This is a genomic window from Candidatus Oscillochloris fontis, from assembly GCF_004138135.1.
Classification (GTDB): domain Bacteria; phylum Chloroflexota; class Chloroflexia; order Chloroflexales; family Chloroflexaceae; genus Oscillochloris; species Oscillochloris fontis.
On sequence record NZ_RYFD01000003.1, the window covers coordinates 108,434 to 125,531 of the forward strand.

The following is a 17,098-nucleotide window of genomic DNA, read 5'->3' on the forward strand; positions in this document are numbered from 1 at the left end:
CTTTCTGCCTGTCCCAAGGAGCTTACATGTATGTCCAACTTACGTCATCTTCTTCCGTACTTGGCGCGCTACCGCCTGCTGTTGCTCGGTGGTCTGCTTTGTGCGGCATTGGGAGCAGCAGTAAGCGCAGTTGGCCCCTACGTACTGCGCCTCGCCGTGGACGAGATGCAACAAGGCCAGATTATTCCACAACGCTTGCTCTGGTTCGGTGGCTTGATTATCCTGGTGGCGCTGCTTGATGGTGGCATGAAGTTTATCCAGCGCATGCTGATCGCTACTACGTCCTATCGGGTTGAATATGATCTGCGCCGCGACCTCTTTGATCGCTACCTTTTCCTTGATCAGGCGTTCTTTGAGCAGAATCATACCGGCGATCTGATGGCCCGCGCCACCAATGATCTGAGTGCGGTGCGCCAGTTGCTTGGCCCCGGTTTCAATGGTACTGCTACCGCCATTCTCACGTTCCTCGCTGCTGCCATCCTGATGCTGCGCATGAATCTGGTGCTTTCGCTGGTGCTGCTGGTGTTACTCCCCACTGCGACCATCCTGTTGGTACTAGTGGGCAATCGGATTCGTAAGATCTTTACGCGGGTTCAAGAGCAGTTTGGGGTTATTTCCACCCGCGCCCAAGAGAATTTTAGTGGTATCCGCACGATTAAAGCCTATGGCCAAGAAGAGGCCGAATTGGCTGTCTTTGCCGAGGATAACACCCGCTATCGCCAACTCAATCTGCGCTATGTGTTGCTGAGTGGAGCGCTCTGGCCGAGTATGTCGCTGCTGCTCGGTAGTGTCGCCGCACTCGTGCTGCTCGTCGGCGGCCAGTTGGTGACTCAGGGTCAGTTGACGATTGGCGAACTGGTGCAGTTTAATGGCTATCTGGCGCTGCTGGCCTTCCCGATGATTATGCTCGGCTGGACGGTCGGCCTCTACCAGCAGGCGTCGGCCTCGATGGGGCGGCTGGTGGCGGTCTTAGAGCACGAGCCGCAGATTCAGAATGGGCCGTCCCCACGCCCGCTGCCCGCGCCGCGTGGCGAAATCGAGTTCTGTAACGTGGGTATCCGTACCGAGGCGGGGCGCATGCAGACCCCGCACAGCCCGCCCCTGACCCGCGAGTGGATGGTGCAGGCGATCTCGTTTACGGTGCCCGCTGGTACCTCGCTCGCCATTGTCGGTGCGACCGGGGCGGGTAAGACCACGCTGATCAATCTGTTGGGGCGCGTGCGCGACCCCGATGCGGGAGCGGTGCGCTTCGATGGGGTGGATGTGCGCGATCTGGATCTGGCCGATCTGCGGCGGGCGATTGCCTATGTGCCCCAGGAGACGTTTCTTTTTAGTGTCACGCTGCGCGAGAATGTGGCCTTTGGCCACGCTGATGCGCTTGATGCGGCGACGCTCGATCATGCCGTGCAGGTCTCGTGTCTGAGTAACGACCTCGCCCAGTTCCCCGATGGGCTAGAGACGCTGATTGGCGAGCGCGGGGTGACGCTCTCCGGTGGCCAGAAGCAGCGTGTGGCGCTTGCGCGCGCCCTCACCCGCGATGCGGCGATCTTGATTCTGGATGATGCGCTGAGTAGTGTGGATACCCACACCGCTGCGCAGATCCTGCGCGGGCTGCGCGAGGTAATGCGGGGACGTACCAGCATCATCATTGCCCAGCGTATTGCGACGGTGAAGGATGCCGACCAGATCATCCTGATTGATGACGGGCGAATTGTGGAGCGCGGAACGCACCAGGAGTTGGTGCAACTTGGCGGGCTTTACACGGCAATGTATCGCCGCGAGTTGCGCAAAGAGGAGTTGCATGACGCACCAATCGGCTGATGATGAGATCATGGGCAAGATCTATGACGGGCGGCTCGTGCGACGCCTGTTGGTCTTTGTTAGCCCCTATTGGCGGCGCTTAACCCTGGCGATAATCTTGCTGCTGGTGGCGTCACTGGCTGAACTCGCACCGCCCTTGTTGCTTCAGCAGGCGATTGATGGCCCCATCATCCAGGGTGAACTTGGCGGGATTTGGCGCATCTTCGCGATCTATATGGGGGTACTGCTGGCGATCTTCGGGCTGCGCTATGCCCATACCTACATCATCAACAGTGTTGGCCAGCAGGTGATGCAGGATATTCGCCTCGTGATTTTTCGGCATATTCAGCGTATGAGCCTGAGTTTCTTCGACCGCAATCCGGTGGGGCGTTTACTGACGCGCATCACCAATGATGTGGACGCGCTGAATGAGTTTCTGACCCAGGGTTTCATCATGATCCTGGCCGATACGGTGACGCTGATCGGGATCATTGCGATTATGCTGGTGCTGAACTGGCGCTTGGCGCTGATTAGTATCGCCACGCTGCCGATTCTGGCGCTGATCGTGCTGGTCTACCAGCGCATGATGCGCACGACCTACCGGCTGGTGCGCCAACGGCTGGCGCGCATCAATGCCTACCTGAATGAGCAGATTGGTGGGGTGCTGGTGAGTCAACTCTTCAACCGCGAGCAGCGCAGCCAGGCCCACTTTGCCGATCTGAATGGTGACTATCTCCAGGCCAACATGCGGGCGCTGCTGATCTTTGCGGTCTTTATTCCGAGTGTCAATCTGATGGCCGCGCTTGGCACGGCAGCGGTCTTGTATGGCAGTGGGCAGGGCATCCTGGCCGGGTGGGCTTCGCTGGGGATGTTGGCGGCCTTTGTGCAGTATACCGAGCGCGCCTTCCAGCCTATCCGCAACCTAGCCGAACGCTATACGGTGCTGCAATCGGCGATGGCGGCCTCCGAGCGCATCTTTGGGGTGTTGGATACCGCAGAGGAGATCCGCGACCCAGAGCATCCGGTTGGGTTGCCCCAGCCGGTGCGGGGCGAGATCGGGTTCCGTGATGTGGTCTTCGGGTATGACCCCGCTGAGCCGGTGTTGAAGGGGATTAACCTGCATATTCCGGCGGGCCAGGCGGTGGCGATTGTGGGCGCAACCGGCGCGGGCAAGAGTTCGTTGGTGGCGCTGCTGGCACGTTTTTATGATGTGCAGCAGGGCGGGATTTACCTGGATGGGGTGGATATTCGCCACCTGGGACAACACGAACTACGGCGGCATGTGGCAGCGGTGCCCCAAGACCCGGTCTGTTTTTCGGGTACGATTGCGAGTAACATTCGCCTGCACAACAACGCGATCAGTGATCAACAGATGCGCTGGGCAGCCGAATTGGTGAACGCGGCGGTCTTTATTGAGCAACTCCCCGACGATTATGCGCACGAGGTGCGCGAGCGCGGCTCGAACCTCTCGGTGGGGCAACGCCAACTGCTGGCGTTTGCGCGAGCGCTGGCCTTCAACCCGGAGGTGCTGCTGATCCTGGATGAGGCGACGAGTAGTGTGGATACTGCGACCGAGGCGCTGATTCAGGATGCGCTGGTGCGGATGTTGCGCGGGCGCACCAGTATTGTAATTGCACACCGCCTGAGTACCATCCGGCATGTGGATCGGATTGTGGTGCTGCACCAGGGCCAGATCGTGGAGGATGGCAGCCATGCGGAACTACTCGCCAAGCGCGGTTTTTATTACCGGCTCTACCATTTGCAGTTCGCGGAGGAGCAGTAACTGTTCACACTTGGGGTAAAGGAAGCTTCTGATTGACGCCAAGGCGCAAAGACGCAAAGGTTTTGTTGAAGGCTTTGCGCCTTGGCGTCTTTGCGTCAAAAACAACAGCACCTTGGCACCAATCCTATCGAGAGTAACAATTATGCACATCGAACCAGCTACCCGTGAGGATGCTGCCGCCATCCTCGGCCTGCAACACCGCGCCTACCAGCGCGAGGCCGAACTTTATGATAGCCGAAGCATCCCGCCACTGACCCAGACGCTTGATGCATTACTGGCCGAGTTTGATGACTTTCACATCCTCAAGGCGAGTATTGATGGCCAGTTGGTGGGCGCGGTGCGTGCCCAGATCAGTGACGGGATCTGCCACATCGGGCGGCTGATGGTTGAGCCGAGCTACCAAGGGCGAGGCATCGGCCAGCGGCTGATGCAGGCCATCGAGGCCGCGCTTGTCCCCGCCCAGTGCTACGAACTCTTCACCGGCGAGCGCAGTGTACGCAATGTGGCGCTCTACGAATATCTTGGCTACCGCACGGTACGCACGGCCAAGCTGAACGCGGTGGTGACGCTAGTGTATATGCAGAAACCTTGTAGGGGCGAAGCATCGCCCTCCATCGAGCCAGCATTCCCCAACTATATGGCAGGCGAAGCATCGCCCCTACGGATCACCGATAGCCCTCCGCCTGAAGGTTGAAGAGACGCGCATAGGTACCGTCAAGGGCGAGCAGTTCGGCGTGGGTACCTAATTCAGTCACGCGGCCATCTGCGATCACCGCGATGCGATCCGCCATCCGCACGGTGGAGAAGCGGTGACTGATGAGAAACGCGATGCGCCCGGCGGTCAGTTCACGGAAGCGTTGGAAGATCTCATACTCACGTTCGGCATCGAGCGCCGAGGTGGGTTCATCGAGCACCAGCACTTCGCTATCGCGCATGAAGGCGCGCCCCAGGGCGATCTTCTGCCACTGGCCACCGGAGAGTTCTGCGCCCTTCTCGAACCAGCGCCCCAAGAGCGTATCGTAGCCATCGGCGAGTTTCGCCATCACCTCATCGGCCCCGCCGCGTTCGGCGGCAGAGAGAATGCGCGCCTCGTTGTCGAGATCCTTGATCTGGCCAAAGCCGATATTCTCACGTGCGGTGAGTTGGTAGCGCACAAAATCTTGGAAGATCACCCCGATCATGTCACGCAGCGAATCGAGATCATACTCGCGCAGATCAACCCCATCGAGCAAAATCTGACCCTCGGTAGGATCATAGAGGCGGGTGAGCAGCTTGATCAGGGTCGTTTTACCGGCCCCATTCGCCCCCACCAGCGCGATCTTTTCGCCGGGGCGAACGTGCAGATTCACGCCGTGCAACGCCCAATCCTCGCGGTCGGGGTAGCGGAAACTGACATTGCGGAACTCAAAGCCCTGAGTGATCGGGCGCGGGATGGGGTGGCCGGTGGCGCTACGCATCTGGGGCGTAAGCGCGAGGAAACCGAAGAGATTCTGCAAGAAGAGGCCACTCTCATAGAGCTGGCCGGTATTGTAGAACATGCCCTGGAAGGTGGTCTGGCTCTGGCGAAACACAGCTAGGTAGAGGGTCATATCACCGATGGTAATCTGACCAGCCACGGTACGGTAGACGATCCAGGCGTAACAGGCATAGTAACTGGCACTCGCCAGCAAGCCCCATAGTATACTGATCAGTGAGCGGCGGCGCGCTAATGATTCATCCTCGCGGTAGAACTTCCAGAAGAACTCCTGGTAGCGCGCCAGCAGCGGCTCACCCAGCCCAAAGAGCTTGATCTCCTTGGCGCTATGATCCACCGTCAGCAGATGCTCCAGATAGTTCATGCGGCGAAACTCAGGGGCACGCCACGTAAGCAAGCGGAAATTGAGGCGGCTATACTTGGTCTGGGCGACAAAGGCGGGAACACTGGCCCCAAAGAGAATCAACGCTACCAGCGGGCTGAAGGCCACCAGCGCCGCCGCGAAGGAGACGAGCGTGATCGTGGACTGCGCAATGTTGAAGCTGGTATTGATGATGCTCAGCGCACGCCAATTGGACTCGCGGCGTGCATTTTGGAGCTTGTCGTAGAACTGGGCGTCCTCGAAGTATTGCAGATCGAGCGCCAGCGCCTTGCGGATAATGCCGGTATTGATGCGGTTGGAGAGGCGCGCATTGAGCATATGCTCAACCAAACTGCGCCCCTGGCTCAGCACATTACTGAGCGTGAGCAAGAAGAACTCGACGATCAGAAAGGGCAGACAGGCTTGCAGACCGGCCTGCGCACCCACACCATTTTTGAGGCTCTCGATCACCGTATCAATAATGAGCTTGCCGACCCAAGCATGCGAGATGGGGATGACGCCATTGATCAGGGTGATGATCGCCATGAGGATCGTCGCCGGGCGATGCGCTTCCCAAACCAGCGCAAACGCCTTGGGCACATTGCGGAAAGCCGAGCGTAGCTCTTCCCAACGCTCGTGCAACGTCTTGGCGGGCGTATCGGATGGCTTACCTTCGGTAATGGCCGGGCCGTGGGCCATGATTTTGCGTTTTCCGTATTTCATACAGATAGTATAGCCTGTAGGGACGCATCGTGATGCGGCCTATACCTCCTCAAGCTAAGGAGATTTCTGCTTGGGGCTACGCCCCAAACCCATGGTTTTGCTGGTGCGGTTGGCCGCTTTGCGGCCAACCGCACCAGCAAAACACCCTTTTTCGTGGGGGCCGCAGGCCCCCACACCCCCGCTACGGGCTTAGCTTGAACCCTATAGGGCGCGGCGTCACGACGTGCCCCTACGAATGCCACATTGCAACCTTTTGGCGTCGCCATACGTCTGAATCGTAGCACTATATTCTCGCAAAGGGGATCGATCATGGGCACACTGATCGCACTTGCCACTAGCCTGGGACTCTCCACCGCTGCCGGGTTCAACGCCTTCCTTCCACTGCTCACAATTGGCATTCTGGCGCGCTTCGGCTGGATCGAATTAGCCACACCCTTTGGTCTGCTCAGCCACCCCCTGGTGTTACTGATCATCGCGGTGTTGGCGATCCTCGACTTCATTGGCGATAAGGTACCCGCGATTGACAGTGCGCTGCACGCAGCGGGCATGATCATCGCGCCAGTGGCCGGAGCCATCCTGGCGCTGGCCGGGCAGGGCGATATAGCGACAATCCACCCGCTGCTGATCGGGATTGCCGGCGTGGTGGCGGCGGGCAGCGCTCATGCGGCGCGCACCACCATCCGCCCGATGGTCACCACCGCAACGGTGGGTACCGCCAATCCAGTGGTGAGCCTGATTGAAGATGCCACCGCCATTCTGCTCAGCATTTTGGCGATTGTGGCCCCGATCTTGGCGATCATTCTGGCGGTAGTACTGGGGATCGTGCTCTTCCGCGTCTTCCGGGGGGCGCTGCGAGTCTGGAATGAGCGTAAACCCAGCGTAGGCTAAGACATGGCTCGTCGTCACGTGACAGTTTGCCACCGAATGGCCCTCCTTCCTAGCCCTCCTCTCCCGTAGGCTTCGCTCACAGGAGAGGAGGGCTAGGAGGGCTTCAGCCCCAAAGACTTTGCCCATACCCTATTTATCGCGTCACCTCATTCAAAATTAACCCATCTATCAACTGCTCCACCGGGGCATGGTCATCAGTGAAGGGGCGGTAACGCGCCTGGGCTGGGCTGAACTCACGGATCGGCCCGAAGCGACCCTCGTTCACCGACCAGTACATCACCAACTGGAGTGCCTGGATGGACATGTGCTCGGCGTTGGCCGTGAAGTTCTGCACGCCATCGCCCACCGGCTCGTTCACCCCGATCAGGATGGCATTGGAGAAGCGCGTGTCAATCATGTAGACCTGGGGAAAGACGGCCAGCATGGTCGAGGCCAGCGCATTCACAAGGCGGTCATCGCCGCTGGCGGGCCGCCCGGCATTCACCACCGCCACCCCCTGTGGGTTGAGATGGTCGCGCACCTGCTGGAAGAACTCGACCGTGGTGAGTTGGAAGGGGATGTAGGGTTGGTGGTAGGCATCCATACCGATCACGTCGTAGGTGCGCTCGGCAGTGGCGATCCAGGCGCGCGCATCGGCAATATGCGTGGTGTAGTTGGGGAAGCGCGGGTCTTGGTCTTCAAGATCGAAGTATTCGCGCCCCATCGCCACAATCTGGGGGTCAATCTCGACCGCATCAATAATCGTCTCTGGCCCGTAGATGGCCAGAAACTGCTTGGGGATACTGCCCGCCGCCGATCCCAGCAGCGCCAAACTCTGGACACTGTTGGGATCGCGGTCGGGGTAGACATAGGGCGCAACGCTGAAGTAGTCCCACGGCCCGCCATCGGTGAGCAGATCGAGCGGATCGCCAGTGTTGCGGTACTTGAGGCGGTAGATCGAGTGGGTAGCCTGGCCTTCATTCAGCACCAGCACATGGCGCGGGTCTACCGTGTCATTCGCATAGACCACGCTCTGGCGGGCGACCTGGATGTAGTTATACTCCGACTCGGCTTCGGCCAAAAGCGTGCAGTTGTAGCAGTCGGCGCTCTTGATCGTGCTGCCCAGAGTGTAGTGGGCCACGGCCAGACCCAGCACCACCAGCAACATCAGGCCATAGCGCCAGTCGCGCAGCCCGACCAGCCCCAGCAGCACCAGGAAGCTGGCGAAGAGGAAGATCGTGCCGGAGGTACCAATCGCGGGGATGAGCAGCAGCACGGTGAGGAAGGTGCCCACAATCGAACCGAGCGTCGAGAGCGCGGAGATGGTACCAACGGTGCGCCCGGCGGCGGCCACGCCATCCTCGAAGCGGCGCATCTGGAGCCGCACCGCAAATGGCCCCACGGTTGCCATGAGGATGACCGGGGCGGCGAAGAGCAGGATCACCACCACGAGCGAGCCAATAAAGCCGCCCGCCACCACATGGCGCAGCGAGAACTGGGCGAGGCTGAGCAGCGGACGCGCCACCAACGGGATACCCGCACAGATCAGCCCGGCCCAGGCGATCAGGCGGTAGAGCAGGCGCTCATCGGGGGTGCGGTCGGCCAGTGTGCCACCCAGGCGGTAGCCAATCGCCAGATAGACCAGCGTCATCCCGATCACCACCGCCCAGATCGGCTGCGAGGTACCAAAGAAGGGAGCCAACAAACGTGGCATCACCATCTCGATACCGAGCGTGCCCACCCCAGCCAAAAAGACGACCAGCAAGAGAAAGCGGTCGCTGGTAGAAGTTGTTGGCCGCATCTAGATCGCCCGTAGGAGCATACTATGAAGGATCTGCAACAACAGCATGGCCACAATCGGCGAGAGATCGAACATCCCCACCGGCGGCAAGATGCTGCGCAACGGAGCCAGAATCGGCTCGGTAATCTCGCGCAGAATCTGGGTGATCCGCATATTGCCCATCGGGTCTACCCATGAGATGAGCACGCGCCCCAGGATGGCGAAGAGCAGTACATTAAACAGGAGATCGATAAAGGTTGCTAAGAAACCGGCCATGAACGTCCCTTTCGATAGATGAAAAAAAGCTACTCCTCCAACCGTGCCCGCACCGCCGCTGCGTGGGCAAACAGCCCCTCGGCCTCGGCAATCCGACGCGCCGCCGGGCCGATGCGTTCCAGACCGGCGCGGTTGAGGCCCACCAGCGAGATCACCTTGCGGAAATCGTCCACATTGACTGGCGAGGCGAAGCGAGCAGTGCCCTCGGTGGGCATAATATGCGACGGCCCGGCCACATAGTCGCCCAGCACCTCAAACGACTCTTCGCCCAGGAAGATGCCGCCCGCATTGCGCACCTTGCCCACATAGAGCCAGGGGTCAGCCACGAGCAGACAGAGATGTTCGGGGCCATACTCATTCGCCAGATCCATGGCCGTCTCCAGATCGGGTACCAGCACAATCCCGCCGCGTTGGCTCACCGCCTCGGCTGCCGCGCGTGCATTCGCTTCGGGGAGTGCCTCCAACTGCCGCCCTATCTCCACCTGTACCGCCTCAGCCAGATCCCGCGAGGTGGTGATCAGGATGGCGCTGGCCTCGACATGTTCCGCTTGGGCCAGCAGATCCGCAGCGGCCAGACGTGGATTGGCGACAGAATCGGCGATCACCAGGGTCTCGGTGGGGCCAGGTAGACTCTCGATGTCCACCGCACCAAAGACAAGCCGCTTGGCCTGAATAACGAAACGATTCCCCGGCCCGGCGATCTTATCCACCCGTGGCACACTTTCGGTACCATAGGCCATCGCCGCAATCGCCTGGGCACCACCCACCGTAAAGAGCCGCGAGACCCCCACAATATGCGCGGCAGCCATCACCACCTCGGCGGGTTCACTCGTCCCACGTTGGGGTGGCGAGCAGACGATAATATCGGCTACCCCGGCCACCTGCGCGGGCACCGCCGCGTGGATGAGCGAGGAGGGCAGGGGTGCGGCACCACCGGGGGCGTAGATGCCCACCCGTTCGAGGGGCAATACCAACTGGCCGCGTGCTCCTTCGACGCCAAAATCCACCCAAGAGTTGCGCGCTTGACGCTGGTGGAAGCTGCGGATCTCCTGCACCGCCAACTCCAACGCCGCCCGCAGATCGGCGGGAATGGCGGCTGCCGCTTCTGCCCAGCGCTGCGGCGGTACCTCCAGATCAGTCAATTCGACCTGATCGAAACGCGCTGTGAGGCGACGTAACGCCACGTCCCCATCACGCCGCACCTCGGCAATAATCGCCGCAACCGCCGCGCTCGTGGTGCCATCATCATCCAACAGGCTGCGCCGCAACAAACCAGCCCGCGCACGTTCAAGATCATCAACAATGGGAATCATGGGTACCTCGTCCGCCTCCGGCGGTGGGGTCTGGGGCGGCAAAGCCGCTTACGAAGATTTTGTTATCCGGTGGCTGAGCTTGTCGAAGCCGAGCTTGTCGAAGCCGAGCTTGTCGAAGCCACCGCGCCTAAGACATGATTTCAGAAGGCGCGTATCAACTTGACACGTGCGTTATGACCCTCACCCCCCTAGCCCCCCTCTCCCGTTCGCTGCGCGAACAGGCGAGGGGGGGATACGCTCCGGGATACCTCAGCCATGTGCCCCCCTCTCCTGTGGGCGAAGCCCACGGGAGAGGGGCTGGGGGTGAGGGCCGTTCGGCGGCGAACTGTCAAGTGTTTACGAACCATGCCTAACCCGCATTATACCCGCTACGCAACGCTTGCCGTTCATGCTATAGTAAGGCTCACAGATGCCCTATTCTTCTTCTTCTACCATTGGAACAGGAGTGAGTATGCGACCAAAACAGCGCGGTTGGAGAAGTCTGCTGATCCTGTTGGGTGTCCTGCTCATGCTGGGAAGTATTGCCCCAAGCATCAGCCAAGCCCAGGATGCCAAGTACTACTTCCCCGAAACAGGCCACTACCTGGGCGGAAGTTTCAGGAGCTATTGGGATGCGCGAGGTGGATTGGCAATCTTCGGCTATCCGATCACCGAGGAGTTTATTCAGGCGAGTGACGGGCGAATCGTGCAGTACTTCGAGCGCGCCCGTTTCGAGGTCATTACGAGTGGCACGAGTTCGTTTGTGGGCTTGGGGCTAATCGGTGCTGACTACATGAACATGCGCGGGCTGGGCTTCCCCCGCGTTGCCGCGCCACGCAACGAGCCGAATGTGCGCTACTTCCCCGAAACTGGCCATACGCTGCGTGGAGCCTTCAAAAGTTTCTGGGAGAGCCATGGGAGTCTGGACATCTTCGGCTTCCCGTTGAGTGAGGAGATTACCGAGCAACTTGAAGATGGTAACAACTATACGGTGCAATACTTCGAGCGCGCCCGCTTTGAACTGACGGGCAACAGTGTGCGCATGGGTCTGCTCGGTACGGCGCTGGCTCCCTGCCAACTCCGCCCAGGGCTGCCGCCCAACAGCCCGCCGCCAGGGCCGGTGCCGCAGGGCGATCCCAGCGACTGCAAGAAACTGCCCAACGTCAATGCGAGTGGGCGGGTCTACCCGAACGTGAGTGTCCCCGGCACCATCCTCGGCTTCGAGGCCCAAGGCTACGAACCGAATGAGCCGGTGAGTATGTGGTTCAATCTGCCCAACGGCACCACCCGCGCCCTACCCTATCAGGCGATTGCGGATGACACCGGCTACGTGCTGATCGGCCTGCGCACCGAGCAGAATGACCTCGTGGGCCAATGGGCCTTGGTGGGTCAGGGTACCCGTAGCGGGCGGGTGGTTGTTGCTCCGTTTGTGTTGCAGCGCTAACCAGTTCCAACGCTGGGGCTGCGCCCCAGACCCGCTTTTTTCTCTTCTTTTGGCGGCTTCGCCGCCAAAAGAAGAGAAAAAAAGTTCTTCGGGGGAGGCTTCGCCTCCCCCGAACCCCCGCCAGGTCTACACCTCCATCACCACCGGCAACACCATGGGGCGGCGGCGCGTCTCGCGGTAGAGGTATTCGCCCACCACATCTTTGATCTTGCGGCTGACGAACTGGCTATCGCCCTGGATCGTGCTCCCACCACTCTGGCTCGTCAGTGCGGCGCGCACGGTGTTCTTGGTGGATTCGATCAGATCCTGGCTCTGGCGCATGTAGACAAAGCCGCGTGAGACCACATCTGGCCCGGCGACCAACTCGCCCGTGGTGGCATCAATACTGACCACGACGATCAACATGCCATCCTTGGCCAACATCTGGCGGTCGCGCACCACCACATTGCCCACATCCCCCACTGTCGTCCCGTCCACATAGATGTAGCCCACCGGGGCTTTGCCGGTGATCTTGCCGAAGCCGGGGGCAAACTCCATGATCGAGCCACCCTCGGCGATCAGCACCTTCTCATCGGTGTACATGTCGTTGAGGCTGGTGGCCAGCTTGCGGTAGAGCATCACATGGCGATAATCGCCGTGGAAGGGGACGACATACTCCGGGCGCAGCAGCGCCAACACCAACTTGAGTTCCTCTTGGGCGGCGTGGCCAGAGACGTGGACGTGGGCTTGGCTGCCATAGACCACCTCGGCCCCCAAGCGGAAGAGATTGTTGATCACCCGATTGACCGAGACCTCATTGCCGGGGATGGGGGTGGCCGAGACGACTACCGTATCACCGGGCTTGATTTTGACGTGCGGGTAATCACGGTTAGCCATACGGTTGAGCGCCGCCATCGGTTCGCCCTGGCTACCCGTACAGACTACCGCAATCTGATCATCGGGGTAGGCATTCATCTCGTGGGGGCGAATGATCGTACCCTCATTGGCGGTCAGGTAGCCCATCTCAAGGGCGATGCGCGAGTTGTTCTCCATGCTGCGCCCCAGCAGCAGCACCTTGCGCCCATACGCCTCAGCCGACTCAATCACCTGCTGGACGCGGCTGATGTTGGAGGCAAAGGTGGCCACAATTACGCGCCCCGGTGCCACCGCAAAGATGTTGTCGAAGGCATCGCCGACACTCGTCTCACTCGGCGTATAGCCCTTGCTCTCCACGCGCACACAATCAGTGATCAGCGCCAGCGGCTTACGTTGGCCCAAATCGGCCAACTTCACCAGATCGGTGGGCTTCCCATCTACCGGAGTATGATCGAGCTTCCAATCGGTCAGATAGACCACCAAACCACCCGCACAGGTGATCGCAAACCCGACCGCATCGGGGATGGAGTGGGCAATATGGAACGGCTCGATGGTAAACTGCCCTACCTGGAAGGCATCTTTATCATTGATCGTGATCGTATTGACCTTATCGAGCAGACGGTGTTCCTTGAGCTTATTGCCCAAGATACCGTGGGTCAAACGAGTGGCATAGACGGGAGGAAAGCCGAGATCGGCGACCAAATGCGGCACCGCGCCGATATGATCCTCGTGGCCGTGGGTGAGCAGAATCGCCTTGATCTTATCGGTCTTCTCGCGCAAGTAGGTGATGTCAGGTAGTACCAAATCCACGCCGAGCATATCGGCATCGGGGAACATCACCCCACAGTCGAGAATGAGGATCTCATCGCCATACTCAAGCACCCACATATTGCGCCCAACCTCACCGGCGCCACCGAGGGGCAGAACTCGAATACGCTGTTTTGCCATAATCTTCCTTCTGAAGTCGAACAACCTGTGGCGACTTCAACTCCTTTCTGATTCGGACTACGTGGGGTAGACCAGCATAGCCACAACGATTCCAACATGCATATTGACAGAGCGCCATCAGAACCGGCGGCTCTATACTCCATTCACGCGGGCAACTACACACAAGAACGACGGCCAGTGCCGTCGCTCACTCATCCAGCAAGAGCGCGGCGAATCTCAGTGAGCAATTCGCTGCGGGCTTCAAGGCCGGGGTAGACCGGCAAGCTGCGTGAGCCATAGGTTTGACGATGTAAAAACCGCAGGATCGGGTTACGCATCTGCGGGCCAACATCCTGGCTAAACAGGATGGTATCGAGCGGATCATCGTGATCATCATCGGCAGAGCGTAAGCCCGCCACTGCCGACCAGGGCATATGAATATGGATACCGAGCGACTCAAAGGTGAGGCCATCGGCATCGGTGCGGTAGCTCGCGGCCCACTCCTCAAGCAGATTCCAGATGAGGAAGGGCGTGGCCACCAGTAAGACGAGCATCAGTAATGCGGGCAACACATGGCCCATGCTCAGACTCTGAATCTGGGCATAGTTGGTCTGCACACTCGTGATCAGGCTCCAGAGCGCGAAGGCAGCCAACAGTAGCGCACTCAGGATGAGCACCAGCGTCGAGCGGCGCCCGGCGGCTGAGAGGCGGTAGGTCTTCATAGATCAATACTTATAGATACGGGATGGGCAATGCCCGCCCGATTAAAACAGACTCAACTGCTCCAACGGCGGCTCATCACTCGCCTTGGGGGCAGCAGCCGCAGGCCGCAGAGCAGCCTCGGCCTGGGCCAGAATCTCTGGCAAGCGCCGGAAATCGGCTTCGATCAGCGGACGATTCTGGGGTTGATGCAACGCAGCGGCTGGATGCAGCATCGGCACCACCAAGCGGCCATCAATATTGCGTGGCTGGCCATGGATGCGCATAATGCGCTCGCCGGGCATAAACAGGCCCATCGAGAAGCGCCCCAGCGTCACAATCACCGGCGGGTCAAGCGCGACGATCTGGCGGTAGAGGTAGTGCTCGGTGCAGATCGCAATCTCATCGGGTTGCGGATCGCGGTTCTGGGGTGGGCGGCACTTCACCACATTGGCGATAAAGACCGTCTCGCGGCTGAGTCCCGCCAGCGCCAGCAGGTCATCGAGGAACTTGCCGGAAGGCCCGACAAAGGGGCGACCCTGGCGATCCTCGTGAAAGCCCGGCCCCTCACCAATCAGCATGATGCGTGCATCGGCTGGCCCTTCGCCGGGGACGGCACGGGTGCGCCCGCTGGCGAGGCCACACAGGGTGCAGGTGCGTACTTCCTGGGCGATAAGCTGGATCGTCTCAGCAGACAAGGTGCGCGCACTCACTTTCAAGCCATACGAGAGGATGGATCATACGCACTCTATTATACCCCATCAGGAGTATGACGCACAAGCCCGTAGGGGCAATGCCTAGGGCATGTGCAAAGTCACCTCCGGTGGAGGTTCAAGGGCGGCTACGCCGCCCCTGAAGATAATTTTTGTGGTGTTTTGGCGGCTTCGCCGCCAAAACACCACAAAAATTGGGATTTGAGGCTTCAGCCCCAAGAACTTTGCACATGCCCTGGGGCAATGCCTGCCATGGCGCAAAGGAACCCGAACAAGGTTGGCGGGCGATGCTGCGCCCCTACCATGTCACCGCCGGTGGAGGTTTGGGGCGCAGCCCTAAAGATGATACACATGGCCTGTTTATCCTCTATAATAGCCGCCAGCAATGTCGTCACTGAGCGGAGATAAGGATCTATGGCAGAGATCACCGGGCCGGTGCGGGTGCGCTTCGCACCAAGTCCTACTGGCTATTTACACATCGGCGGGGTGCGCACCGCCCTCTTCAATTGGCTCTTCGCCCGTCACTATGGTGGTCAGTTCATCCTGCGCTTAGAGGACACCGATGAGAAGCGCTTTGTGCAGGGTGCCGCCGATGATATTATGGCCTCTCTGCGCTGGGTGGGTGTGGATTGGGACGAAGGGCCGGATATTGGTGGCCCCCACGCGCCCTATGTGCAGTCGGAGCGCAAGGATTTGGGGATCTACCAGCGCCATGCCGAGCAGTTGGTGGCCTCTGGCCACGCCTACAAGTGCTTCGTGAATGCCGAAGAGGAAGAGGCGATGCGGGCGGCCTGGGCCGCTAAGGGTGAGCGCCCGGAGCGTTTCCGCTTCCGTGGGCCGGAGCGCGATTGGAGCGCGGAGCAGGTGGCCGAGGCCGAGGCGAGTGGCCGCCCCTATACCATTCGCCTGAAGGTGCCGCTTGATGGCGCAACCAGCTTTAGCGATCTGATCCGTGGCGGGGATCGTATCACCATCCACCACGCCGATCTCTATGATCTGGTGCTGCTCAAGACGAGTGGCATGCCCACCTACCACCTCGCACACCTCGTGGATGACCATCTGATGGGGATTACCCATGTCATCCGGGGCGAAGAGTGGGTGCCGAGTGCGCCCTACCATATTCTGCTCTACCAGGCGTTTGGCTGGGAGTTGCCGATCTTTGCGCATGTGCCCAACATTATGCGTCAGGACGGTAAGGGCAAGCTCTCCAAGCGCAAAGATGATGTCTCGACCAACCGCTTCTGGGAGCGTGGCTACCTGCCCGAAGCGATGTTCAACTATCTGGCGCTCCAGGGCTGGAGCTACGACGACAAGACCGAGATTATGAGCCGTGAGGAGATTGTTGAGCGCTTTACGATTGATCGTGTGCTGGCCTCGCCAGCGCGCTGGAACCCCGAAAAGCTCAAGGACATGAATGGGATCTACATTCGCAGCCTCAGTACTGCCGAGATTGCTGATCGCATTGTGCCCTATCTGGTGCAGGCGGGCATGATCAGCGAATCCCCGCGCCCGGAGGATCTTAGCTATGTGCTGCAACTGGTACCGCTCATCCACGAGCGCTTGGAAGAGTTGCAGCAGGCACCGGAGTTGCTGGCCTTCTTCTTCCAGGAACTACCAACCTACGATCCCAAACTGCTGATCCAGAAGCAAATGGATGCCCCACGCACGTTGGATATGTTGCGGGCAGTGCATGCCGCGTTTAACACCCTAGAGACATGGACAACTGCGGGGCTTGAGACGGAACTGCGCACCCTCGTTGAACGTTTTGGAGTCAAGCCGGGGCAACTCTTCGGCGCGATCCGGGTTGCGGTAAGTGGGCGTTCGGTTGCCCCGCCCCTCTTCGAGACCTTGGCGGTGCTGGGCCGTGAACGCTGTATGGCGCGGGTGGCTGATGCGGCGGCGGCGTTGGAGTAGGGGAGTCATATATCAACCGCAGAGGACGCAGAGGGATAGGTTTCGCGCTACCTGTGGTTACAACCTCTGCGTCCTCTGTGGTCAACCAGGGCATGTGCAAAGTCACCTCCGGTGGGGGGTTGGGGGCGGCGAAGCCGCCCCCGAAAATCTTTTTTGTTGTTTTTTGGCGGCTACGCCGCCAAAAAACAAC

13 protein-coding genes are annotated in these 17,098 nt (G+C 59.9%); 6 read left to right on the forward strand and 7 right to left on the reverse strand.

The annotated features are described in order from the left end of the window. Positions 1-30 precede the first annotated feature (30 nt). The 3 genes from EKD03_RS02560 to EKD03_RS02570 all read left to right on the forward strand — a co-directional run bounded on the left by EKD03_RS02560 (position 31) and on the right by EKD03_RS02570 (position 4,277). Entirely contained in the window at positions 31-1,821 is a 1,791-nt protein-coding gene (locus EKD03_RS02560; RefSeq protein WP_129626982.1) for an ABC transporter ATP-binding protein, read from the forward strand. Beyond that, the gene (locus EKD03_RS02565; protein WP_129626983.1) at positions 1,802-3,583 is read left to right on the forward strand and encodes an ABC transporter ATP-binding protein; all 1,782 of its coding nucleotides are present in this window, start codon (positions 1,802-1,804) and stop codon (positions 3,581-3,583) included. The genes EKD03_RS02560 and EKD03_RS02565 overlap by 20 nt, the downstream gene beginning before the upstream one ends. A gap of 142 nt (positions 3,584-3,725) precedes the next feature. Further along, complete coding sequence (locus tag EKD03_RS02570) at positions 3,726-4,277, forward strand: GNAT family N-acetyltransferase (RefSeq protein ID WP_238613342.1); 552 nt, start codon at positions 3,726-3,728, stop codon at positions 4,275-4,277. On the opposite strand, the gene EKD03_RS02575 is transcribed toward EKD03_RS02570, so the two are convergent. Beyond that, positions 4,249-6,141, reverse strand: a complete 1,893-nt coding sequence (locus EKD03_RS02575; RefSeq protein WP_238613344.1) for an ABC transporter ATP-binding protein — start codon at positions 6,139-6,141, stop codon at positions 4,249-4,251. The two genes, EKD03_RS02570 and EKD03_RS02575, sit on opposite strands and share 29 nt — an antisense overlap. A 309-nt stretch (positions 6,142-6,450) precedes the next feature. Here EKD03_RS02575 and EKD03_RS02580 point away from each other — a divergent pair, with 309 nt between their 5' ends. Continuing rightward, entirely contained in the window at positions 6,451-7,029 is a 579-nt protein-coding gene (locus tag EKD03_RS02580) for a DUF4126 domain-containing protein (protein ID WP_129626985.1), read from the forward strand. 133 nt (positions 7,030-7,162) lie between these two features. Here EKD03_RS02580 and EKD03_RS02585 read toward each other — a convergent pair whose 3' ends face one another. From EKD03_RS02585 to hisD, 3 genes are read right to left on the reverse strand one after another with little or no spacing between them, the layout of a single operon-like run. Next, positions 7,163-8,809, reverse strand: a complete 1,647-nt coding sequence (locus tag EKD03_RS02585) for a spermidine synthase (protein ID WP_129626987.1) — start codon at positions 8,807-8,809, stop codon at positions 7,163-7,165. Then, positions 8,810-9,064: a YggT family protein gene (locus EKD03_RS02590; RefSeq protein ID WP_129626989.1), complete on the reverse strand. Its 255-nt coding sequence runs from the start codon at positions 9,062-9,064 to the stop codon at positions 8,810-8,812. Between the two features lie 29 nt (positions 9,065-9,093). Next, the gene (hisD, locus tag EKD03_RS02595; RefSeq protein ID WP_129626991.1) at positions 9,094-10,377 is read right to left on the reverse strand and encodes a histidinol dehydrogenase; all 1,284 of its coding nucleotides are present in this window, start codon (positions 10,375-10,377) and stop codon (positions 9,094-9,096) included. Positions 10,378-10,828: 451 nt separating this feature from the next. On the opposite strand from hisD, the gene EKD03_RS02600 reads away from it, so the two are divergent. Next, on the forward strand, positions 10,829-11,800 hold the full coding sequence (locus tag EKD03_RS02600) for an LGFP repeat-containing protein (protein WP_129626993.1): 972 nt from the start codon (positions 10,829-10,831) through the stop codon (positions 11,798-11,800). Positions 11,801-11,926: 126 nt separating this feature from the next. Here EKD03_RS02600 and EKD03_RS02610 read toward each other — a convergent pair whose 3' ends face one another. From EKD03_RS02610 to EKD03_RS02620, 3 genes are all read right to left on the reverse strand, one after another. Further along, on the reverse strand, positions 11,927-13,603 hold the full coding sequence (locus tag EKD03_RS02610; RefSeq protein ID WP_129626997.1) for a ribonuclease J: 1,677 nt from the start codon (positions 13,601-13,603) through the stop codon (positions 11,927-11,929). Positions 13,604-13,794: 191 nt separating this feature from the next. Then, positions 13,795-14,304, reverse strand: a complete 510-nt coding sequence (locus tag EKD03_RS02615; protein ID WP_129627000.1) for a hypothetical protein — start codon at positions 14,302-14,304, stop codon at positions 13,795-13,797. Between the two features lie 42 nt (positions 14,305-14,346). After that, entirely contained in the window at positions 14,347-14,994 is a 648-nt protein-coding gene (locus tag EKD03_RS02620) for a uracil-DNA glycosylase (RefSeq protein ID WP_238613348.1), read from the reverse strand. A 414-nt stretch (positions 14,995-15,408) separates the two neighbouring features. Between EKD03_RS02620 and gltX the strand changes: the two genes are divergently transcribed. Next, positions 15,409-16,908, forward strand: coding sequence for a glutamate--tRNA ligase (gltX, locus tag EKD03_RS02625; protein ID WP_129627003.1), 1,500 nt, complete (start codon positions 15,409-15,411; stop codon positions 16,906-16,908). Positions 16,909-17,098: the final 190 nt, after the last annotated feature.

Bases quoted from the DNA above. Each gene is read 5' to 3' on its own strand.
- EKD03_RS02560 (WP_129626982.1), top strand. From the start codon at position 31: ATGTCCAACTTACGTCATCTTCTTCCGTACTTGGCGCGCTACCGCCTG.
- EKD03_RS02565 (WP_129626983.1), top strand. From the start codon at position 1,802: ATGACGCACCAATCGGCTGATGATGAGATCATGGGCAAGATCTATGAC.
- EKD03_RS02570 (WP_238613342.1), top strand. From the start codon at position 3,726: ATGCACATCGAACCAGCTACCCGTGAGGATGCTGCCGCCATCCTCGGC.
- EKD03_RS02575 (WP_238613344.1), bottom strand. From the start codon at position 6,141: ATGAAATACGGAAAACGCAAAATCATGGCCCACGGCCCGGCCATTACC.
- EKD03_RS02580 (WP_129626985.1), top strand. From the start codon at position 6,451: ATGGGCACACTGATCGCACTTGCCACTAGCCTGGGACTCTCCACCGCT.
- EKD03_RS02585 (WP_129626987.1), bottom strand. From the start codon at position 8,809: ATGCGGCCAACAACTTCTACCAGCGACCGCTTTCTCTTGCTGGTCGTC.
- EKD03_RS02590 (WP_129626989.1), bottom strand. From the start codon at position 9,064: ATGGCCGGTTTCTTAGCAACCTTTATCGATCTCCTGTTTAATGTACTG.
- hisD (WP_129626991.1), bottom strand. From the start codon at position 10,377: ATGATTCCCATTGTTGATGATCTTGAACGTGCGCGGGCTGGTTTGTTG.
- EKD03_RS02600 (WP_129626993.1), top strand. From the start codon at position 10,829: ATGCGACCAAAACAGCGCGGTTGGAGAAGTCTGCTGATCCTGTTGGGT.
- EKD03_RS02610 (WP_129626997.1), bottom strand. From the start codon at position 13,603: ATGGCAAAACAGCGTATTCGAGTTCTGCCCCTCGGTGGCGCCGGTGAG.
- EKD03_RS02615 (WP_129627000.1), bottom strand. From the start codon at position 14,304: ATGAAGACCTACCGCCTCTCAGCCGCCGGGCGCCGCTCGACGCTGGTG.
- gltX (WP_129627003.1), top strand. From the start codon at position 15,409: ATGGCAGAGATCACCGGGCCGGTGCGGGTGCGCTTCGCACCAAGTCCT.